Consider the following 21,061-nt stretch of genomic DNA (forward strand, 5'->3'; position numbering starts at 1 on the left):
TCTTTTCTGCCGCTGGCAAAGTGAAGGAAAACGCGATGGGGTTTACCCTTTTCCCGTCAAATCCTCGTTCCCGCCCCCACAAGCTGTCTAAAATCTGGTAAACTCTGTGTCACTTTGCGCGCATTAGCAGGGCATTGATGCATGAAATCCTGAGTGGATGCTGGTTCGGCTTCACATCATGCTAATGGCACTCTATTAAGCAGGTTAAACGCCACCTGGCGGGCTTGCGCAGTAATTTTCTGGATAAACTTGGAGGTTTACATGGCTGTCGCTGCCAACAAACGTTCGGTAATGACGCTGTTTTCTGGTCCTACTGACATTTTTAGCCACCAGGTTCGTATTGTTCTGGCGGAAAAGGGTGTCAGCGTAGAGATCGAGCAGGTAGAAATGGATAGCCTGCCCCAGGATCTGATTGACCTCAATCCGTACCGCACTGTTCCTACGCTGGTTGATCGTGAACTGACGTTGTACGAATCCCGCATCATCATGGAATACCTTGATGAGCGTTTCCCGCATCCACCATTGATGCCGGTTTATCCGGTTGCTCGTGGTGAAAGCCGTCTGATGATGCACCGCGTGGAGCAAGACTGGTACAGCCTGATGCGTAAGGTTGAGAACGGCACGGCGCAGGAAGCAGAAGCCGCGCGTAAGCAGTTACGTGAAGAGCTGTTGGCTATCGCTCCACTGTTTGCCCGCACCCCGTTCTTTATGAGCGAAGAGTTCAGCCTGGTAGATTGCTACCTGGCACCACTGCTGTGGCGTTTGCCGCAGATGGGCATTGAGCTGGTCGGCGCAGGCTCAAAAGAGCTGAAAGGTTACATGACTCGTGTCTTCGAGCGTGATTCCTTCCTGGCTTCTCTGACGGAAGCAGAACGTGAAATGCGCCTGCAAACGCGGGGCTGATTACGATGGAAGAAATGTCACAACTTACCGCTCGTCGCCCGTACTTACTGCGGGCGTTCTATGACTGGCTGCTGGACAACCAGCTGACCCCTCATCTGGTGGTGGATATCAATCTGCCGGGTGTGATGGTGCCTCTTGAGTATGCGCGTGATGGTCAGATCGTTCTGAACATCGCACCGCGTGCGGTAGGTAACCTGGAGCTGGGGAATGATGAGGTGACTTTCAACGCTCGTTTTGGCGGTGTCCCTCGTCAGGTGACGGTTCCTCTGGCGGCAGTCATGGCTATTTATGCCCGTGAAAACGGCGCAGGTACCATGTTTGAGCCTGAACCAGTCTACGAAGAAGCCGGGGAATATAATCCGGATTCCGAGCAGACCGACACACCAGAAACGGTGATGTCTGTTATCGATGGCGATCGCCCGGATGACAGCGTGCAGAACGATGATGATAATCCCGATAACGATCCACCGCCGCCGCCGCGTGGTGGTCGACCGGCGTTACGCGTCGTGAAATAAAAAACGGGCCTTTCGGCCCGTTTTTTTTATTGCTGAGATCAGTAAACATCTCGCAGGTAACGCTTCTCTTTCTTTAGCTGGTCAACATAGTCGGCCGCGCGCTCAACAGACATCCCGCCGAACTGAGTAATCACCTCGTACAAGGCTTTATCCACATCCTTCGCCATGCGCGATGCATCACCGCAGACGTAGAAGTAAGCGCCTTGTTCCAGCCAGGCAAACAGCTCTGCACCTTGCTCAAGCATGCGGCTCTGCACATAAATCTTCTTCGACTGATCGCGTGAGAATGCCAAATCCAGACGAGTCAGCAAGCCACTTTCCTGCCAGCCCAGCAGTTCGTCTTTATAGATGAAGTCGTGTTCCTGATGCTGGTCGCCGAAGAACAACCAGTTTTTGCCTTTCGCGCTGGTTGCCTGACGTTCCTGCAGGAAGGCACGGAACGGCGCAATACCGGTACCAGGGCCAATCATGATCAATGGCGCATCGTTGTTAGCTGGAACGCGAAAAGCTTTGTTCGGCGAAATGAAAATTGCCGGCTTTTCACCACGGCCAACGCGTTCAGCCAGATAGGCAGAACAGACACCGCTACGAGGACGGCCAGTGCTGTGATAACGCAGCGTGGCAATAGTCAGGTGAACCTGGTTAGGGTGCGCCTTCGAGCTTGAAGAGATGGAGTACGCACGGTGCTGCAACGGACGCAACAGCGCAACGAACTCAGGAATGCTCATTGAGCGGGTTAGCTCAAGCTGCAGCAGGTCCAGCGTGTCTTTGCCCCACAACCAGACGCCAAGCGCCTCTTTGTCGTCGTGCTGCAGAACGTGGCGCAGTTCCTGGTTCGTGGTGTTCTGGCCTACCCATTCAATCAGCTTACGGGAAGGTTCAGAGATCTCGAACTGATAGGTCAGCAGATCGCCCAGCGTTCTGTCGAAGCCTGAAACCGAGGTATCGTAATCAGAGTTGAGCTGAGTCAGCAACAGTTTAACCAGCGAAGGATCGTTCACCGGGATAACGCCCAGCGCATCACCGGCTTCATACTTCAGCCCGCTGTCGGTCAGATCGAATTCGAAGTGACGGATATCTTTGCCAGAGTCACCACCAGACAGGCGCTTATTGGTGATCAGTGCCGCCGCATAAGGGTTCTGCTTGTTGCTGCCTGGAATAACCGGCTCTTCAGGTAAATTCTCCAGCGCAGTCCCGCTGCTGCCAGCGCTGGCTGCAAACTGTGGCATAGAGGTGGAGATCCACTGATTAGAAGGCTCTTCGTAATCAATGTCGCAATCAATACGGTCGCTGACGCGTTTGGCGCCCAGCTGCTCAAGGCGCATATCGATAAACTTACCGGCCTGGCAGAAGCCATCATAGCCAGTGTCACCGATGGCCAGTACGGCAAAGTGCATCTGCTCCAGTCGCGGTGCGGTGCTGGCAGAAATCGCCTGCCAGAACAGCTGAGCATTGTCAGGCATCTCGCCTTCGCCGTAGGTGGAAGTGATCACCAGTACGTGACGCATAGTCGCGAACACTTCGATATCCACTTCACCCAGGCCCTGTACCACAGGAACCAGGCCCTGAGCACGGGCAGCTTTAGCTGCGCTCTGTGCCAGCGCTTCGGCATTGCCGGTCTGCGAGCCAAACAGGATATGCAACTGCGTGGTTGCCGCAGAACTGGTTCCGCTGGCAACCTGCTTGCTGTCTTCCAGTACTAACAGGCGTGAGTGTAGCCCGGCGAGAAACCCCGCCAGCCAGTATTTCTGGTCGCCATTAAATGGCGCGTCTTCAGGAATGTAAGGAATTTTCATGGGTTATCTGTACTCAATCCCGTTTCGTCGTGTTCAGTAGATAGTCACATTCAGTCCGGTAAACCGTCAGGATAATTTCCCGACGGCTGCAGCGATTTCAGGCAGTGCGGCACGAGCAAACAGCTCTTCGAAGTCAGGCAGTCCACCCAGCACTTCTCTGTTGCGCGCATCCTGATAAATGATCCAACCATAAGTTGCCAGGCTGTCCATCGAGCGGATGTTACGTTGCGTCAGGGCTGCCTTGTAGTCCGCCATACGTTTGGCTGCAATCAGACAGGCCAGTTCATCGTCACTGTAGTTTTCAATCGCTTCACGCGCGTGACGCTGCAGCTTACTGATCAGGGCGAAGTCCTCTGTCATCAACAAATTACGTACGGCTTTTTCTACCGCAGCATCTTCAACCGGCGTGCCTTTCGGCAGGCGGGAGAGCGCCAGCTGCTGCGCGAAGCTGAGCACGGTATAGTTGTTCAGCAACACAAACATATCTTGCGTGTCTGTTGCACCGTATTCAGGCACTGCGCCATTGGCAATCGTTTTCTTGGTGCGCCAGGCTGCTTTGAACTTCGCTACCTGATGGCTTGCCAGAGCCGTCGAAAGCTCTTCCAGCAGATCCTTGCGGGTCTTGGCCTTCAGGATCTCGGTGCTTTCCTGGTACAGCAGCAGGGAACGTGGCATCACAAAGACAAAGTGCTGGCACTCGGTTTCCCAGTGCTCAAGCAGCCAGGCCGCACGAGGAGATTGGGTCGCTTCCAGATGCCAGTTCAGCATGGTCAGCACCGCTTCCTTGTGGACTCTCGCCATTTCATTGTCGTCAGTGATTGATCCAAACAGCACGGAGTCTCCGGCTGCTGAACCTGCCAGCGTGCCGTACGGATCGTACTGGTAAGCAAAACCGCCGCTCATGCCGTTACCGAAACCGGTGCCGTAAGTGCCCAGGTTCAGGATCGCGCCATTGGTCATGTATTCACAGCAGAAATCGCCAACGCCTTCAACCACTGCCGTTGCGCCGGAGTTACGAACTGCGAAGCGGTCACCAGCCTGACCCTGAACAAACAGGCGTCCACCGGTTGCGCCAAACAGCGCGAAGTTACCGATCAGCACGTTGCCTTCAGCATCCTGTGAGCCGCCGCCAGGCGACATCACGACAATCTCGCCACCGCACTGGCCTTTACCTACGCCATCGTTACAGGTGCCGTAATGCTTCAGCTGCATACCGTCGTTACAGAATACGCCAAAGGACTGACCGGCAGATCCTGAGGTGGAGATGTTGATGGTGTTCGGGGCCAGATAACGGCGTCCACGATCGTCTGACAAGGCCGCAGGGATCTTGCTCAGCTGCTCAGCATCCAGCTTGTGGTTCAGCAGGCGCTCAATGTCGATTGCCAGCTGGCCGCCAACGCTTTTGTTACGGTTGTTCAGCGTGATGCCATTGCCGAACTGAATGTCTGTTTTACCCTGATCAACCAGCTCCAGTTTCAGCTGATCTATCCAGCCGTTATCCAGCTCGAAATCTTTTTCCAGATAGACCGGACGGGCGATTTTCAGTTCCGGGACCACGGTCAGCATGGCACGGAAGTCCAGCTTGCCGACTTCCAGCGGGTGATCCATCAGGTGCAGCAGGTCAGAGCGGCCACGCGCTTCACGCAGTGAACGCAAGCCAAGGCGTGCCAGGATCTCACGCACTTCATGCGCTACGTTCATAAAGTACTGCGCCAGCTGACGTGGATCGCCATCAAAGGCTTCGGCATTGGTGGTCAGGCCTGCCGGGCATTTCACGTTACAGTTTTTCGCCATAACGCATTTCAGCATCATCAGCGCGGTGGTGCCAAATTCGAAGCTGTCGCCACCCAACAGGGCAGACTTCACTACATCGCTGCCAGTTTGCTGCGCGCCGGAGCAGCGAAGCAGAACTTTTTCACGCAGGCCATTGGCACACAACGCCTGATGCACTTCGGCGATGCCGATTTCTGCCACACGACCGGTGTATTTAAGGCTGGTAACAGAAGCCGCACCAGTACCACCGGTGTTGCCTGCTACGTTGATCACGTCAGCACCGGCTTTTGCCACGCCTACGGCAATGGTGCCAATGCCTTCAGAAGAAACCAGTTTCACAATGACCCGCACGCGTGCTGCTTTACAGTCATGGATCAACTGAGCCAAATCCTCAATCGAATAAGTATCGTGGTGCGGAGGAGGGGAAACCAGCTCCACGCCAGGCGTACCGCCACGAGCAGCGGCAATTTCAACCGTGACTTTTGCGGCAGGCAGCTGACCCCCTTCGCCAGGTTTTGCGCCCTGTCCGATTTTAATTTCAAGCTCTTCCAGCATGGGATCCGCAAGGTAAGCAGCCCACACGCCAAAGCGACCGGAAGCCAGCTGCTTAATGCGTGAGGCACGGATGGTGCCGTGACGGGAATAGTGTTCGCCGCCTTCACCACAGTTGCTCATGCCGCCCACCATGTTGGTGCCGTGTGCCACCGCTTCATGAGCTGGGGCCACCAGGGCGCCGTGGCTCATCGCACCGGAAGCAAAGGTCCGGGTGATTTCGCTGGCCGGCTGAATTTCGTTCAGCGGCAGAGAAGGGGCGGAGGTGAAGATGCGTGACAGATACTCAGCCGCTTTGCCTGTCGCGGCAAGCTGCAGGCCACCGGCCACAATCTCACTTTCGCCGATCTCATCGGTGAAACGGGTTTTCAGCGCGCTGAACAGGGCAGCAAGACGCTCGTTCTCTGGTTTCAGCCCAACGATGCTGTCGGTAAGGCGCAGGGTGAAGTGACCTTCACGACCTTCCGTTGCTTCGCAAGCCAGACCTCGGGTAGCGAAACCATTATTGGTTAACGAGTAGCGACCCAGTTTGCGCGCAAACTCTGCCTGGCTGTCCACATGGGTCAGGTCGGCTGGGAAGGTCAGAATGTCACGCAGCGCAGCCGGGCGGCGCTTACGTTCCTGCAGCATCAGGCTGGAGAATTCGCGATAGTCCGGCGTGATGGTGAAGTTATCAATAACGTCATTCGGGATACGTTCGAAGCTGGTATCCGCGAAAGCGCTTGGCTTGATATTGAAAGCATTATCCAGTTTCGCCAGCGTCAGCAAACGGATGAACTGATCTTCATCACGCGGCTTGTCAGCAAAGCGGATCGGCTGCTCTGTCATATCAATAAAGGTACGCACGGCAATGGTGCCGTAAGAGTGACCAGCACCTTCCGCACGCTCTTTAAACAGACCTAACAACGGCACTTCGGATTCACCCTGAATTTTCAGGGAGCTTTGGTGCCAGTCCACGGCCATCTGGGCGATAGTGGCAAAGCCAGCGCCGCCAACCGGGGTTTTAATGTTCGGGAAGTACTTTTTCAGTACCGGATCGTCGGTATTGAGGAAGTTCGGTTCGAAGAACTCACCGCAGCTGTAACTTTCAACGGTACAAAGGCCGACTTTACCCATGGTTTTCATCAGGGCTTTTTCCGCGGCCTTGGCATAGCGTTTGAACGCTTTATTGCCTTCTTCGCCTTCGCCATATTTCTCTTCGGCACGCATCTGCACGCCCAGAGGGTAAACAGCAGAAGCACCGAAGCCGAGGGTAGCCGCGATATGGTGCGAAGAGATGCTCTGGCCGCTTTCAACCACCAGAGAAACATCCAGACGCAAGCCTTCCTGTACCAGGCGCTGGTTGATGGCAGAAACCAATAGCAGCATTGGGATTCCGGCGCGGGTAGAAGAGATATGACGGTCAGTCAGAACCGCAATACCCCCTTGTTCACGGGCAAAGTCCACCACTTGCTGAGCAAGGTCATCAATGGCTTTTTCCAGCGCATTGGCGTTGTCGATACGGTTTTGCGGCTCAGTGCCTACAACCGGGATGTAAAGCATGTCAAAACGGGCATAAGGCGCCACATCTTGTTCACGCAGCTGCAGCATATCCAGGTGAGTCAGGATCGGGGTAGGCACGATAATCTGACGACCTTTGCTGCGGCCCAGATGCGGTTTCGCACCCAGCGCAACGCGCAGAGTCATCCCGTCAACTTCACGAATGGAGTCTAACGGTGGGTTAGTTACCTGAGCAAAGCGCTGAGAGAAGTAGTGCGCCATTCCGCCTTCATGATCGGACAGACCGTTGATCGCGTTGCCGTAACCCATGGCAGAAATCTTTTCTGCGCCGGTAGTCAGCATCGGATCCATCATGAATTTGAAGCTTTCCTGGTTGTAGTAGTAAGCCACAAACCGCTGGTAAGTTTTCAGGTCGCCGCTGTAACGCAACGGTGAACCCTGTTGTTCTGCTGGAACGACAGGCAAATCCTGCAACATCACACGGGCCTGTTCGACCAGCGCCGGGTAATCTTTCTCGGCAGCCAGTTTCTCCAGCGCTTCCAGTGTGGTGTAGCTGCGTTTTTCACTGTGATCGTAATAGAGCATCCCGCCGGCTTCAATACGGCCACGGCGTAAGACGCTTTCCGGTGGGAAGGCGATCTGTCCGGCTTCTGACATCGCACCGATATACTCGGCGGTCTCTACAGAGCGGAGTGGGCGCAGGCCCAGACGGTCCAGACGGGCACCGATCACTTCACCGTTACCAAAGATCAAGGCGGCCGGGCCATCGTTCTTCTCTTCATATAAAGAGAAGTACTCCAGCATCGCGCGGACTTCAGTAGATAAGGTGAGATCGTTTTCCCATGCCGGAGGCATCATCGATACCACGGCGTTGATCAGGTCGAGGTTATCTTCCATCAGGCGGCTCTGGATGCTCTGATCCAGACGCGAGCTGTCAGACTGCCCTTTAGGGCGCACAATTTTCTTGCCGCGAGCCAGCGCCAGCGCAGACTCAGCAATGCGGTTTTTACGGTCGGTATTCAGCTCGCCGTTATGGGCCATCAGCCGGAAAGGCTGCGCCATAGTGGTGTGCGGATCGGTGTTAGTTGAGAAGCGGGTATGGAAGAACAGCCCGCGCACCTGATGATCCGGATCGGTCAGGTCTTTGAAGTAAGGGATCACTTCATTGGAATTCAGACGGGCTTTCAGGACCTGAGTGCGCGAAGAAAGCGACAGCGGATAAAGACCGCCAAACTGGCTTTCGGTAAAGGCTCGAGCTTCAATGTCCAGCAAAGCGCGGTAAATGCGTTTTTCGAAATCGTTTTGCGTCTCTGCATCCTGCGGGGCAGTAAACACCCACTGCACGATAGGCAGCTGGAAAGAGAGCGCAGCTGGACGCAGCACGCTACCATCGAGTGGCAGGTCGCGTTTCAGCAACACCGGCAGGCCATAGGCGGCCAGTGTCTGTTCAACCAGACGTTCAGCATTCGCGCGCAGTTCAACATCTTTAGGCACGAAGAAGTTACCAACGCCGAAACGACCGGCTTCGAGCTGCAGGCCGGTAATCTTGCGGAAGAAGTGCAGAGAGATATCCACGTTGACGCCAGCACCGTCACCGACGCCTTCCGCCGACATACCCCCGCGATGAGGTACCGTGCACAGGGCGCTATGGGCCATCTGCAGGATCTCATGAGTTTGCTCGCCGTCCTTACGCGTCAGGAAACCTACGCCACAGCTGTCGCTGTCTTTTGAAGGATCGTACAAGCCATAGGGAAAAGGATTTGTGTTGGACATCGGGGGCCTCCTCAACTTCTTTGTGACATTACCTATAGTGTTTCAAGCACAGAGTGCATCTGAGGAGTCTCTCTCAGGCTCTGTCTCATTTTCCTGACCGCTTAATGCGGACGCCGTTACCCCGAGCGTTACCTCTTCAGACTTTTTTCCTGACGTCCTTGAAGGGGGGCTGCTCTCAAATTTCCGAATCTCTTAAAGGGAGATAACTTGCATCACGAGGGAGTCTTCTTGCTGCATAGATATGCCGAGACACTGGCCCGTCGGGAAAGCTTCCAGCGGATTTCCAACTTATCGGGAAAGCGTACTCAGGTCAAATAGCGTTCTTACTGAGGCTTTTGCGACCTTATGACAGCTTATAGTATTGATATGTAAGTGTTTGTCAGGGTTTTTTCTGCCAAACCCGCTGAGGCAAAGACCGCAATAAGTGTGAGCTGTCTCACTGTAGTGCAGGCGCCATATCTCTGCACCATGCTGGTGCTGGGGGCATTGGTAGTAGAATGTTCTGACAATTATACGCTCTTTGCTGAAAAATACTGTTTTTATCTCTGTGGCTTATTTGAATTAAACAGCGGGTCTTCATTAGTAAAATTAATCATCATTACATTGAGTAAGTTCTCATTTAATGTGAATTATTATTCGTAAGGCTGAGGTGGGGAGTGGGCAGGGATGCGCTTATCACTATGAATTACACTCTTCAGTGAGGAAAAGCTGACCAGGGACTGCCTCGCAAATTATGCAGTCAAATAAAGCGTCCAGCAGAATGACGACAAGAAGATGACAAAGGAGTCTGGTAAAGCACTTTTCATTTTCAGCTAAGTCGATTTTTTAGCTCGGATCCAGTGTGTACGGTACTTGCGGGCCGATGCGTGCTGACTGATTTAGCCGAAATCCTGAGGGTATTGGACCAGGTAACAACCTGCCGGAACCGCTTATAACCGGGAGGAAGAAAGGCGATCGTGCCAGGGTTAGTTAATCAGTGGCAGCACCAGAATTCTGCTTAGGACAGTTTGTTTCTTTCGATGGGTGAGTGCGTAAGCAGTCATTCAATCCCGCAGCTGCACCAGTCTGGTGCGCTGCAGCTTTGTACTGGTTGCGTGGGTCTTTTGAGCTTTTACGGTATGATTGAGACTATTGGCCCGGAAGGAATCTTTTATGAAACAAATTCGTCTCTTAGCACAATATTATGTCGATCTAATGGTCAAGCTGGGGCTGGTACGCTTCTCGCTGTTGCTGGCCTCTGCGCTGGTGGTATTGGCGATGATCGTGCAGATGGCGGTGACCATGGTATTGCGCGGGCATGTTGAAAGTATCGATATGGTGCGGTCGGTGTTTTTTGGTCTGCTGATCACCCCGTGGGCGGTCTATTTCCTCTCGGTGGTGGTTGAACAACTCGAAGAGTCAAGGCAGCGCCTGTCGCGCCTGGTCGATAAGCTTGAAGAGATGCGTCATCGCGATCTTGAGCTGAACCAGCAGATGAAAGAAAACATTACCCAGCTGAATCAGGAAATAGCTGACCGTATCAAAGCTGAAGAGGCGCGTTTGCAGGTGATGGCCAAGCTGAAGGAAGAGATGGCCAGGCGCGAGGAAGCGCAGATAGAACTTGAGCAGCAATCCTCCTTCCTGCGTTCATTCCTGGACGCTTCACCCGATCTGGTGTTCTACCGCAACATTGACCAGCAGTTCTCTGGCTGTAACCGGGCAATGGAATTGCTGACGGGAAAAAGCGAAAAGCAACTGATTGGGCTTACGCCGCGTGATGTGTACGACGAAGACGCCGCCACCAAGGTGTTGGAGACCGACGATAAAGTCTTCCGCCACAACGTCTCACTAACCTACGAACAATGGTTGCAATACCCGGACGGCCGCAAAGCCTGCTTCGAAATCCGCAAAGTGCCTTATTACGACCGCATTGGAAAACGAAGCGGCCTGATGGGCTTTGGACGCGATATAACGGAACGTAAGCGTTACCAGGACGCTTTAGAGAACGCAAGCAGGGAGAAGACCACATTTATCTCAACGATCAGCCATGAGCTTCGTACGCCGCTTAATGGCATCGTCGGGCTGAGCCGTATTCTACTGGATACCGATTTAAACCAGGAGCAGCTCAAATACCTGAAAACCATCCACGTCTCTGCCATCACGCTGGGCAACATTTTCAATGACGTGATTGAGATGGACAAAATTGAGCGGCGTAAAGTTCAGCTGGATATTCAGCCGGTTGACTTTACTGGGTTCCTGGCCGACCTGGAAAATCTCTCCGGGCTGCTGGCCCAACCGAAAGAGTTGAAGTTCGTACTGGATCCGCAATTGCCTCTGCCGCACAAAATCATGACCGATGGCACGCGTCTGCGGCAGATCCTGTGGAACCTGATCGGCAATGCGGTAAAGTTTACCCAGAAGGGCAGCATTATTGTCCGCGTCGAGTATCTGGGGGAAGACTGCTTGCGCTTCGAAGTGGAAGACTCAGGTATGGGTATTCCTCAGGACGAACTGGATAAGATCTTTGCTATGTATTACCAGGTTAAAGATCAACACGGTGGCAAACCAGCCACCGGAACCGGCATTGGCCTGGCCGTTTCACGCAGGTTGGCTCAGAGCATGGGCGGTGATATCACTGTTCGCAGCGCGCCGGGAACAGGTTCCTGCTTTACCCTGACCATTAACGCCCCACGTATTGACGAGCAGCCGGAAGATCAGCAGCCAGCCGATGATATGCCACTTCCTGCGCTTCACGTGCTGCTGGTTGAGGATATCGAGCTGAATGTGGTGGTTGCCCGCTCTGTACTCGAGAAGCTCGGTAACAGCGTTGAGGTGGCCATGACGGGCGAAGAAGCCCTGGCTATGTTTGACCCGGAAGAGTTCGATCTGGTGTTGCTGGATATTCAGCTGCCGGATATGACCGGTCTGGATGTTGCCCGCGAGATCCATCAGCGTCATGGCAACAAACATTTGCCGCCGCTGGTCGCGCTGACTGCCAACGTGCTGAAGGACAAGAAAGAGTATCTGGATGCCGGGATGGATGATGTTCTGAGTAAGCCGCTGGCCGTTCCTGCTCTGACTGCCATCATCAAAAAATACTGGGACTTTCAGCAAGACGAAGCCGAGGAAAGAAAAGTGGACGAGAAGAAACTGGGGTTACTGGATGTCACCATGCTTGAGCAGTATATCGAGCTGGTGGGTCCACAGTTGATTTACCAGAGCCTGGAGATGTTTGAGCAGATGATGCCGGGCTATCTGGATGTGCTGGACTCCAACATGATGGCTCGCGATCAGAAAGGAATAGCGGAAGAGGGCCATAAAATTAAGGGGGCTGCGGGATCTGTGGGGCTGGTGCATTTGCAGCAGTTAGCTAAACAAATTCAAAGTCCGGAACTGCCAGCCTGGTGGGACAACGTTCAGGAGTGGATTGACGAGCTGAAGCAAGAGTGGCGGAACGACGTAGAAGTGTTACGTGAATGGGTTTCGGACGCTGGAAAAAAATGACCCCGACCGAGGCCGGGGTGCGCGAATACTGCGCCAACACCAGGGAAATGGGTAACCTGCGCTATTCTTAGAGTAAGAGTTTAAAAGCACAGGCGCGGTATTGGGTAAAACGCTCAGGAACTACATTAGCAAATCTTCCATCACATGTTACGAGATTCATTAAAATGTGTGATGTTGAGCAGCGATTTCAGACAGAAAACATTAATTTGATAACACAGTCAAGCTGGAAATGATTTTTTGCGTTGAAATGGTGTTTTTTTGAACGAATGTGACACTTTTTAACGTATTCACATTGACGCTGTAGACGAAGTGTCACATCCGGTAGCTAGCAGCGATGCTAATCAAAAGTAGCCGTGCTAATGAAAAGTTTAACCCTCTGTATATCATATTCTTTTTGTGAGATTAGGGTCTCGGAGTAGCACGGAATTAAAGGGCGACAGATAAAAGCGCCACTGCAAGTTTATACCGATTGATCAAGGCTATTTTAATAACTTTTTAGATCTGGATGAACCCGTTATGTTGCTGGCTCTGTAAAAGGCCTGATTCAGAATCTTCTCAGGGTTTTGGCCTCTATCAGGCCTGTTTTGCAAAAGCTTAGGGAATTAACGTATAAGTACTATGAATCATTTTTTTTCTACTCATTCTGTTGGCTTAAAGGACGTCGCGATGGCGTTATCAGTTTCGTTTGGTCTATGGAACCGATTCCTGAAGAGCGGAAGTGGTTGAAGCGGTTAGGACATTTCAAATAAGACCGGTTTTTTGGCGGTAAAAGCGCCTTTTACTGGCAATGTAAGCTTCAGGTTCTTGTTTAAGAAGAAAAGGGGCTTACAACGATCCCCTTACAGGAATTGATAAGATAGTCATGGATATTATGGTATGAAAAAACGCAATAAAAAGGGTTTTCACTCGCTCAAAACGTGGCTTTTACGCGCGTTTATGACCGTTTTTGGTGCATGGATTGCCGGGATTTTACTGTTTTCCTTTATACCGGTGCCTTTCTCCGCTGTTATGGTAGAACGGCAGCTAGGTGCCTGGTTTAGCGGCAATTTTGATTATGTCGCCCACTCTGACTGGACCAGCATGGATGACATTTCTCCGTGGATGCCTTTGGCCGTGATCGCTTCTGAAGACCAAAAATTTCCGACACACTGGGGGTTCGATGTCCAGGCCATTCAATCGGTGCTGGATAACGACGAGGGAGGGAGGATCCGCGGGGCTTCAACCCTGTCGCAACAAACCGCTAAGAACGTCTTTTTATGGGACGGCAGAAGCTGGGTGCGCAAAGGTTTAGAGGCTGGTTTAACGGTTGGGATTGAAACCGTGTGGACGAAAAGGCGCATTCTGACCGTTTACCTGAACGTGGCTGAGTTTGGCGAAGGCGTTTTCGGCGTGGAGGAGGCTTCCCAACGTTACTTCCATAAACCGGCCAGCCGACTGACGATGTCTGAAGCCGCGTTACTGGCTGCTGTGTTACCTAACCCCATCCGTTTTAAAGCCGATGCGCCATCGGGCTATATACGTCAGCGTCAGCAGTGGATTTTGCGCCAGATGAAACAGCTTGGGGGCGAAGGGTTCTTACGTGAACATAAGCTAAGGTGAGGGGATTTTACCAGGCATAATCGCGTGTTATGCCTGGCAGGAAAAGCGTTAATCTTCGTCGAAACCAGCATTAAACAGTTCAATTACCGCGCTTAAGGCCTGCTCTTCTTCCGGACCTGAGGCTTCAATTTCGATGTGGCCTCCTTTGGCTGAGTCCAGCATCAGCAGAGCAATAACGCTGCTGGCTTCTGCTTCGGTACCACTTTCATTACGCAGCAATACCTCCGCGTCAAAACTCTGCACCAACTCGAAAAGTTTCATTGCCGGGCGAGCGTGCATTCCCAGCTTATTTTTGATCTCAACGGTTTGCCTGACAGTCATGATTTGCGTTTTTCCAGCGTGCGGTGACGGGACTGGACGTTTTTGCCGCGTGAGCGGAAGTAGTCAGCCAGTTGTTCAGCGATGTAAACGGAACGATGTTTACCACCGGTACAGCCGATGGCGACAGTAAGGTAGCTGCGATTGTTGGTTTCCAGCATCGGTAACCACAATTCCAGGTAGCTTCGCGTCTGATAAATGAAATTGTGCACTTCCGTATGGCGATCAAGGAAGGCGGCTACCGGGCGATCCAGACCCGTCATTGGGCGCAGTTTTGGATCCCAGTGTGGGTTCGGCAAAAAGCGAACATCGAAGACATAGTCAGCATCGATAGGAATTCCGTGCTTGTAGCCGAAGGATTCGAACACCATGGTCAGCTCACGCTCGCGTTTACCCAGTAAACGAGTTCGCAGCATCTCGGCCAGCTCATGCACCGACATTTCTGAAGTATCAACAATCAGGTCGGCTCGAGAACGCAGCGGTTCAAGCAGCTCATTTTCTTCGTCAATGGCGCTCTCCAGCGATAAATTCTTGCTGGAAAGAGGGTGCAGGCGGCGAGTATCGCTATAGCGACGGATCAGAGTATTGCGATCGGCATCAAGGAACAGCAACTGAGGGGAGAAACTGTCCGGCAGGCTGGTCAGGGCTTTTTCGAAAACTTCAGGCGACTCAGGCATGTTGCGCACGTCAATACTGACCGCAGCAGGCATATTACGGTCGGCCAGCGAATTAGCCAGTTCAGGCAGCAAAACCACGGGTAAGTTATCCACGCAGTAAAAGCCCATATCTTCCAGTGCTCTCAAGGCGACAGACTTACCCGATCCCGATCGACCGCTGACAATCATCAGCACCATGACTTGTTCTCCTGAATTTGCCTGTTCGTGGGTGTTCAGCCCTGGCCGGAATGACCCACATGCTTAATATTGAGCCGGAGCCTTCCGGCCCGGTGAAATCAGTGGCTCTCCTCAGAAGTCTCAGCCATGATTTCATACAGCTCTTCATCCGTCTGCGCAGCGCGCAAGCGGCGACACACGGTTTTGTCCGCCAGACGCTTGGCGACCAGCGACAGCGTGTGTAAGTGAGTTTTACACTGATCGGCAGGGACCAGCAGGGCAAAAAGCAGATCCACCGGTTGATTATCAATAGCATCAAAAGCGATCGGCTGATCGAGGCGGATAAACACACCCACCGCACGCAGTGTGTCTTCTACCAGCTTGCCATGGGGGATCGCTATCCCGTTACCAATTCCGGTACTGCCCATACGTTCACGGGTCAGAATCGCTTCGAAGATGGTCTGGTGCGGAAGGTTAAGCTGTTTAGCCGCCAGCTCGCTGATGATCTCCAGCGCCCGCTTTTTACTCTGGCAATGGACGCCGCTGCGGGTGCAGGACACATTCAGTACCGAGCTCAGTTCCAGTGTTAATTCATTGTTCATCATAGTTTCACTTACGTGTTCACTTCTGCCTGGCAAAATTACGGGACTCCTCTGCTCCTTACCATAAGGAAGAGGGTCATCGGTCGACTGCTCAGCCTGCCTGATTGATTAACGGCTCGCCTCCCCGGTGAAAGGGAGGCGAGCCGGTCATCTTGCGTCACGCCTGATACTAAGATTAGGGTGGCGAAGAAATAATCAATGCTTGAGTGAAATTTAGTGCTGCTTCAGCTTGTCTTTATGTTTATTGAGTTGGCGTGTCAGCTTGTCTATCAAGCCGTCAACCGCCGCGTACATATCTTTCCCTTCCGAGGTGGCATGCAACTCACCGCCATTCACATGCAGAGTAGCATCCGCTATCTGAGTGACCTTTTCGACCTTCAGCACAATATAGACCTGATTAATTCGATCAAAGTACTGTTCCAGTTTGGCAAATTTTGTCGTTACGAAATCACGTAAAGGTTCGGTGATTTCCACGTTATGCCCGGTAATGTTGAGTTGCATACGTTCTTCCTTATCTGTTCGATCAGACTAGCTGTTTGCGCTGGTTTGAAGGCGGGATGGATAAAGACTCTCGGTACTTTGCGACAGTTCGACGCGCTACCATGATCCCTTGATTAGAGAGCAAAGTAGTGAGCTTGCTGTCGCTCAGTGGTTTGGCGGGATTCTCCGCCGAGATTAATTTTTTCACCAATGCGCGTATCGCCGTGGAGGAAGCTTCGCCGCCACCCTCGGTATTGACGTGACTGGAGAAAAAATACTTTAATTCAAAAATCCCGCGAGGACTGTGCAGATACTTCTGCGTGGTAACGCGAGAAATCGTGGACTCATGCATATCTACGGCACTGGCGATGTCCGCCAACACCATTGGACGCATAAATTCTTCGCCCTGTTCGAAAAAAGCCTGCTGCTGATCGACAATGCAGCGTGTCACTTTCAGTAACGTATCATTACGGCTTTCCAGACTTTTTATCAGCCATTTAGCTTCCTGCAGGTTGCTGCGGATGAACTGGCTGTCACTGTCGTTACGGCTTGAACCGCCCAGCGAGGCATAATGCTGATTTATCTTCAGCCTTGGTACGCTGTCTGAATTCAACTCAACTGTCCAGCGATTGCTGGCTTTGCGCACCAGCACATCTGGGATCACGTACTCCGGTTCAGTGGTATTGATCGACTGACCAGGACGCGGATCGAGAGACTGAATCACCTGCATGGCGTTTTTCAGCACCTCTTCTTTCAGCCGTGTCACGCGCATCAGGCTGCGGAAATCATGGTTGGCCAGCAGGTCCAGATGCTCGCTGACGATTAATCGTGCCTCTTTCAGGCACTGAGCCTCAGGCGGGAACTGGGAAAGCTGTACCAGCAAGCAGTCACGCAGATCGCGGGCACAGACGCCAACTGGGTCGAAGCGCTGGACGCGTTTTAACACCGCTTCCACTTCATCCATGGTCAGTTCATCATTGCCAATACTGTCGAGGATCTCATCCAGCGAGGCGGTCAGATACCCTGTGTCATCCACGGCATCTACAATTGAAGTCGCTATCGCCCGGTCGGTTTCGGTGAACGGCGTTAACTCAACCTGCCACATCAGGTAATCCTGAAGTGACTGAGTAGTTTCTCCCTGGTACACCGGCAACTCGTCGTCATGATAATCCGTTCCGGTGCCTGACGGCGTGCCGGCGGTATAGATTTCGTCCCAGGTTGCATCCAGAGGCAGTTCTTCGGGCATCTCTTTCTGTTCCAGCGCTTCCCTGGTATCCAGAGCCTCTTTCTCCTGATATTCGCGTACGTCCACTTCCTCATGAATGTCGGTTTGTTCAAGCAACGGATTACTTTCCAGCGCCAGCTGAATTTCCTGCTGTAGTTCAAGCGTAGAGAGCTGCAGCAAGCGGATCGCCTGTTGCAGTTGTGGCGTCATGGCAAGCTGTTGGCTAAGCCTGAGTTGCAAACCTTGCTTCATATTCAGGATACTAATTCCTCGAAAATCTTACCTGGTTTTAACACCTTATCAGAGTCTGAACTCTTCGCCCAAATAGACTCTTTTAACTTGTTCATCCTCCAGAATTTCTGCCGGAGTCCCATGAGCAATTAAGTGCCCCTGGCTGACGATATAAGCACGTTCACATACCGCCAGCGTTTCACGCACGTTATGGTCGGTGATCAGCACGCCAAGGCCGCTGTCACGCAGGTGTTCGATGATTTTCTTGATATCAATAACGGAGATTGGGTCAACGCCGGCAAAGGGCTCATCCAGCAGAATGAACTTCGGGTTGGCAGCCAGCGCGCGGGCGATTTCCACACGACGGCGTTCACCACCTGATAAAGCCTGACCCATGCTGTTGCGCAGATGTTCGATATGGAATTCGTTCATCAGCTCATTTGCACGGTCTTCGCGCTGCTCTGTTGTCAGATCCTCACGGATCTGCAACACGGCCATCAGGTTGTCATAGACGCTCAGGCGGCGAAATATCGACGCTTCCTGAGGCAGGTAGCCAATCCCACGGCGGGCACGGGCGTGCAACGGCAAGATGCTGATGTCTTCATCATCAATGATGATACGACCGGCATCACGCGGCACGATACCCACGACCATATAAAACGTGGTGGTCTTGCCTGCGCCATTTGGGCCAAGCAGGCCAACAATCTCACCGGATTTGACCTGCAGACTGACATCTTCGACCACACGACGGCCTTTGTAAGCCTTCGCCAGGTTTTCTGCAATTAACGTAGCCATAGCTGATTAGTTACTCTTTTTTGGTCCGGTTGACTGGGTGCCTTTGTCCTGCAACTGGGAAGGAACCAGTACGGTAGTCACGCGTTTGCCGCTGCTGCCGTAAGCCTGCATTTTCTGCTCTTTCACCAGATAGGTAATCCGGTCACCCTTCACGTTACTGTCGAGCTGCTCCAGGTAAGCATTATCTGTCAGCTCTACAAAGTCTTTCGCCAGCTCATAATGCATCTTCTGCGCATGACCTTTGACCGGCTTTCCATTGTCCTGCAACTGGTAGAAGGTAGCCGGATTGCCGTAAGCGTCGACGATAGTTTTGTTGCTGTCACCCCCTGGGCGAGTCACCACGACTTTGTCAGCCGTGATTTTGATCGACCCCTGGGTGACGATCACGTTGCCGGTAAAGGTAGCAACGTTACCCTGCATATCGAGGGCCTGATTTTCGGAATCAACATTGACCGGTTTGTCTGAGTCGCCCGTAAGCGCTAAGGCCGGCAGGCTGGTAGCCAGCAATAAGCTGAGCGCCAGAAACTTAAGGTTGTTTTGCATTTTGGATTTCATAAGAGGTTTTGACCTTTTCAATCAGCTCGGCTGTTTTCTTCCGTAAATTTCCACGCATCTTCATCCCCGTAGAGTTGAAGTTGCTGCCATAAAGCGTTACCTGATCATCCGAGGTCACATCCTGGGTAATGAGGTTTACTATGGCATTATCGGTCTTAATCCGCTCAAGTTGAGCATCTTGAGTCAGGCTATTGACCTCTACGTGGCCGTAAAGATACAGCATACGGTCGTTGGTCAGCTTGGCTTTGTCTGCCCGGATTGACCAGGTCGGAATTTTGTTTTCATCGTATGTGGTCATCACCGGGTTATCGAACCAGCTGATGGCCTCAGTGGAAAAATAGGTCACTTTATCCGAAACAAGCTTGTAGTTCAGGGCACCCTGAGGGTTATACACCACGGTATTGGAGCTCTGGCTCGTGTAGGTAGGATTCTGGTCGCTGTTCGCAACGGGTTTTGCGCTGTCATCCGGACCGGCCAGATTCCAGCCAATCAGCACAATAGCCACTAGTGCCAGTAACAGCGTGATCCAACGTCTGGTTTTACTCATACAGACTGCCCTTTGGCCTCATCAAACTTATCCTGTGCTATCAATATCAGATCGCAAATTTCACGCACCGCTCCACGACCACCGGCAATACGGGTTACGTAGTTTGCACGAGGAAGCAGAACCGGATGGGCATCAGCCACGGTAACGCTGAGACCTACTTCGGCCATCACCGGCCAGTCAATCAGGTCGTCACCAATATAAGCCACCTGCTCGGGGCGAAGTGCTAGTGTATCCAGAAGTTCGCGGAAGGCCAAAAGCTTATCAGATTGTCCCTGGTAAAGATGCGTAATCCCGAGGGTGGCACAGCGATCTTCCAGCAGTTTTGCCTTCCGGCCAGTAATAATGGCCACTTCCACGTCTGATGTCAGCAGGCAACGGATGCCATAACCGTCGCGGACGTTGAACGCTTTCAGCTCTTCGCCACTGTTGCCCTGATAGATCACCCCATCGGACATGACGCCATCAACGTCACAAATTAACAGCTTAACCGCACGCGCACGCGCCATGACATCAAGGCTAACCTCGCCGTAGCAAGTTTCAACCCACTCTGCAGCAGTACTCATTTGTCTTTTGTTCCTTGTTAAACCACGCCAGCGCGCAGCATGTCATGCATGTGCACCACGCCCAGTAGCGTGTCACCGTCAGCCACCATAACCACGGTGATATTTCTGCTTTGCATCAGGTTTAGCGCGTCCACAGCCAGCAGATTTGGACGTACCCGAATCCCGCCGGAGGTCATCACACTGGCAATGCTGGCCGTCTGGATATCAATTCCCATATCAAACACCCTGCGCAGGTCACCATCGGTGAAAATGCCTTCGATCTTCATCAGATCGTTGCAGATTACCGTCATACCCATGTTTTTTCGGGTGATTTCGAGCAGTGCATCCCGCAGGGAAGCCTCGCGACTGACATGGGGGATTTCGTCGCCAGTGTGCATAATATCATTGACGGTTAACAACAGCTTACGACCAAGTGCGCCGCCAGGGTGGGACAAGGCAAAGTCTTCGACGGTAAAGCCGCGTGCTTTTAACAGCGCAACGGCCAGCGCATCACCCATCACCAACGTGGCCGTGGTGCTGGTGGTCGGTGCCAGGCCCAGAGGACAGGCTTCCTGCGGTACTTTAACACACAGATGAATATCAGCGGCACGGCCCATTGCGCTCTCTGGTTTGCTGGTCATACAAATCAGCGAAACGTGCAGGCGCTTTAACACCGGGATAAGTGCCAGAATTTCAGAGGACTCGCCGGAATTTGAGATGGCAATAACAATATCACCCGCACTTACCATCCCCAGATCGCCATGGCTGGCCTCAGCCGGATGGACAAAGAAAGCCGGTGTCCCGGTACTGGCAAAGGTCGCGGCCATCTTCTTGCCGATGTGACCTGACTTGCCCATGCCCATCACCACGACTTTCCCTGAGCAGTGGAAAATACGCTGACAAGCTTGGGTAAAATCGTCGTTGATGTATTGATCAAGCTGCTCCAGGCCCTGACGTTCTATATTCAGGACATCTTTCCCTGCCTGCTCAAAGTCAAAGCCGGGTTCGAGGTTGCCAGGTGCCATAATTTATCTTCCTT

Annotated in this window: 16 protein-coding genes; 4 read left to right on the forward strand and 12 right to left on the reverse strand. The window is 52.7% G+C overall.

Features of this window, described 5'->3' with window-relative positions:
- The first annotated feature begins 261 nt into the window (after nt 1–261).
- On the forward strand, nt 262–903 hold the full coding sequence (sspA, locus tag WCC56_RS04145; RefSeq protein ID WP_424691166.1) for a stringent starvation protein SspA: 642 nt from the start codon (nt 262–264) through the stop codon (nt 901–903).
- Between the two features lie 5 nt (nt 904–908).
- A complete protein-coding gene (sspB, locus tag WCC56_RS04150; protein ID WP_424691167.1) occupies nt 909–1,418 on the forward strand; it encodes a ClpXP protease specificity-enhancing factor in 510 nt (169 codons plus the stop codon).
- A gap of 38 nt (nt 1,419–1,456) precedes the next feature.
- Here the strand turns inward: sspB and WCC56_RS04155 are convergent, their stop codons facing one another.
- Together WCC56_RS04155 and WCC56_RS04160 are read right to left on the reverse strand one after the other, a co-directional pair.
- Entirely contained in the window at nt 1,457–3,214 is a 1,758-nt protein-coding gene (locus WCC56_RS04155) for a sulfite reductase subunit alpha (RefSeq protein WP_424691168.1), read from the reverse strand.
- Between the two features lie 66 nt (nt 3,215–3,280).
- Complete coding sequence (locus WCC56_RS04160; protein WP_424691169.1) at nt 3,281–8,812, reverse strand: glutamate synthase-related protein; 5,532 nt, start codon at nt 8,810–8,812, stop codon at nt 3,281–3,283.
- Between the two features lie 1,152 nt (nt 8,813–9,964).
- On the opposite strand from WCC56_RS04160, the gene arcB reads away from it, so the two are divergent.
- Both arcB and mtgA read left to right on the forward strand, forming a co-directional pair.
- Nucleotides 9,965–12,295 (forward strand): aerobic respiration two-component sensor histidine kinase ArcB, encoded by a 2,331-nt coding sequence (arcB, locus tag WCC56_RS04165; RefSeq protein WP_424691170.1) that lies wholly within the window; start codon nt 9,965–9,967, stop codon nt 12,293–12,295.
- 876 nt (nt 12,296–13,171) lie between these two features.
- Nucleotides 13,172–13,894, forward strand: a complete 723-nt coding sequence (gene mtgA / locus WCC56_RS04170; protein WP_424691171.1) for a monofunctional biosynthetic peptidoglycan transglycosylase — start codon at nt 13,172–13,174, stop codon at nt 13,892–13,894.
- A 48-nt stretch (nt 13,895–13,942) separates the two neighbouring features.
- Here mtgA and npr read toward each other — a convergent pair whose 3' ends face one another.
- The 10 genes from npr to kdsD all read right to left on the reverse strand — a co-directional run bounded on the left by npr (nt 13,943) and on the right by kdsD (nt 21,047).
- A complete protein-coding gene (npr, locus tag WCC56_RS04175; protein WP_424691172.1) occupies nt 13,943–14,215 on the reverse strand; it encodes a PTS phosphocarrier protein NPr in 273 nt (90 codons plus the stop codon).
- Nucleotides 14,212–15,066 (reverse strand): RNase adapter RapZ, encoded by an 855-nt coding sequence (gene rapZ, locus WCC56_RS04180; protein ID WP_424691173.1) that lies wholly within the window; start codon nt 15,064–15,066, stop codon nt 14,212–14,214. Before rapZ ends, npr begins: the two co-directional genes overlap by 4 nt.
- A 98-nt stretch (nt 15,067–15,164) precedes the next feature.
- Nucleotides 15,165–15,647, reverse strand: a complete 483-nt coding sequence (gene ptsN / locus WCC56_RS04185) for a PTS IIA-like nitrogen regulatory protein PtsN (protein WP_424691174.1) — start codon at nt 15,645–15,647, stop codon at nt 15,165–15,167.
- A 213-nt stretch (nt 15,648–15,860) separates the two neighbouring features.
- Complete coding sequence (gene hpf, locus WCC56_RS04190) at nt 15,861–16,148, reverse strand: ribosome hibernation promoting factor (RefSeq protein WP_424691175.1); 288 nt, start codon at nt 16,146–16,148, stop codon at nt 15,861–15,863.
- A gap of 22 nt (nt 16,149–16,170) precedes the next feature.
- Complete coding sequence (gene rpoN / locus WCC56_RS04195) at nt 16,171–17,604, reverse strand: RNA polymerase factor sigma-54 (protein WP_424691176.1); 1,434 nt, start codon at nt 17,602–17,604, stop codon at nt 16,171–16,173.
- A gap of 48 nt (nt 17,605–17,652) precedes the next feature.
- Nucleotides 17,653–18,378 carry an LPS export ABC transporter ATP-binding protein gene (gene lptB, locus WCC56_RS04200; protein WP_424691177.1) on the reverse strand — a complete coding sequence of 242 codons (726 nt, stop codon included), beginning with the start codon at nt 18,376–18,378 and terminating at the stop codon, nt 17,653–17,655.
- 6 nt (nt 18,379–18,384) lie between these two features.
- On the reverse strand, nt 18,385–18,933 hold the full coding sequence (lptA, locus tag WCC56_RS04205; RefSeq protein WP_424691178.1) for a lipopolysaccharide ABC transporter substrate-binding protein LptA: 549 nt from the start codon (nt 18,931–18,933) through the stop codon (nt 18,385–18,387).
- Entirely contained in the window at nt 18,905–19,480 is a 576-nt protein-coding gene (lptC, locus tag WCC56_RS04210) for an LPS export ABC transporter periplasmic protein LptC (RefSeq protein ID WP_424691179.1), read from the reverse strand. The genes lptA and lptC overlap by 29 nt, the downstream gene beginning before the upstream one ends.
- Nucleotides 19,477–20,043, reverse strand: coding sequence for a 3-deoxy-manno-octulosonate-8-phosphatase KdsC (gene kdsC / locus WCC56_RS04215; protein ID WP_424691180.1), 567 nt, complete (start codon nt 20,041–20,043; stop codon nt 19,477–19,479). The genes lptC and kdsC overlap by 4 nt, the downstream gene beginning before the upstream one ends.
- A 17-nt stretch (nt 20,044–20,060) precedes the next feature.
- Nucleotides 20,061–21,047: an arabinose-5-phosphate isomerase KdsD gene (gene kdsD, locus WCC56_RS04220; RefSeq protein WP_424691181.1), complete on the reverse strand. Its 987-nt coding sequence runs from the start codon at nt 21,045–21,047 to the stop codon at nt 20,061–20,063.
- Nucleotides 21,048–21,061 lie beyond the last annotated feature (14 nt).

It is taken from the genome of Erwinia sp. (assembly GCF_049696395.1).
In the GTDB taxonomy this organism is placed as follows: domain Bacteria; phylum Pseudomonadota; class Gammaproteobacteria; order Enterobacterales; family Enterobacteriaceae; genus Erwinia.

Coding starts and splice junctions, on each gene's coding strand:
- sspA (WP_424691166.1), top strand. CDS start 262: ATGGCTGTCGCTGCCAACAAACGTTCGGTAATGACGCTGTTTTCTGGT.
- sspB (WP_424691167.1), top strand. CDS start 909: ATGGAAGAAATGTCACAACTTACCGCTCGTCGCCCGTACTTACTGCGG.
- WCC56_RS04155 (WP_424691168.1), bottom strand. CDS start 3,214: ATGAAAATTCCTTACATTCCTGAAGACGCGCCATTTAATGGCGACCAG.
- WCC56_RS04160 (WP_424691169.1), bottom strand. CDS start 8,812: ATGTCCAACACAAATCCTTTTCCCTATGGCTTGTACGATCCTTCAAAA.
- arcB (WP_424691170.1), top strand. CDS start 9,965: ATGAAACAAATTCGTCTCTTAGCACAATATTATGTCGATCTAATGGTC.
- mtgA (WP_424691171.1), top strand. CDS start 13,172: ATGAAAAAACGCAATAAAAAGGGTTTTCACTCGCTCAAAACGTGGCTT.
- npr (WP_424691172.1), bottom strand. CDS start 14,215: ATGACTGTCAGGCAAACCGTTGAGATCAAAAATAAGCTGGGAATGCAC.
- rapZ (WP_424691173.1), bottom strand. CDS start 15,066: ATGGTGCTGATGATTGTCAGCGGTCGATCGGGATCGGGTAAGTCTGTC.
- ptsN (WP_424691174.1), bottom strand. CDS start 15,647: ATGAACAATGAATTAACACTGGAACTGAGCTCGGTACTGAATGTGTCC.
- hpf (WP_424691175.1), bottom strand. CDS start 16,148: ATGCAACTCAACATTACCGGGCATAACGTGGAAATCACCGAACCTTTA.
- rpoN (WP_424691176.1), bottom strand. CDS start 17,604: ATGAAGCAAGGTTTGCAACTCAGGCTTAGCCAACAGCTTGCCATGACG.
- lptB (WP_424691177.1), bottom strand. CDS start 18,378: ATGGCTACGTTAATTGCAGAAAACCTGGCGAAGGCTTACAAAGGCCGT.
- lptA (WP_424691178.1), bottom strand. CDS start 18,933: ATGAAATCCAAAATGCAAAACAACCTTAAGTTTCTGGCGCTCAGCTTA.
- lptC (WP_424691179.1), bottom strand. CDS start 19,480: ATGAGTAAAACCAGACGTTGGATCACGCTGTTACTGGCACTAGTGGCT.
- kdsC (WP_424691180.1), bottom strand. CDS start 20,043: ATGAGTACTGCTGCAGAGTGGGTTGAAACTTGCTACGGCGAGGTTAGC.
- kdsD (WP_424691181.1), bottom strand. CDS start 21,047: ATGGCACCTGGCAACCTCGAACCCGGCTTTGACTTTGAGCAGGCAGGG.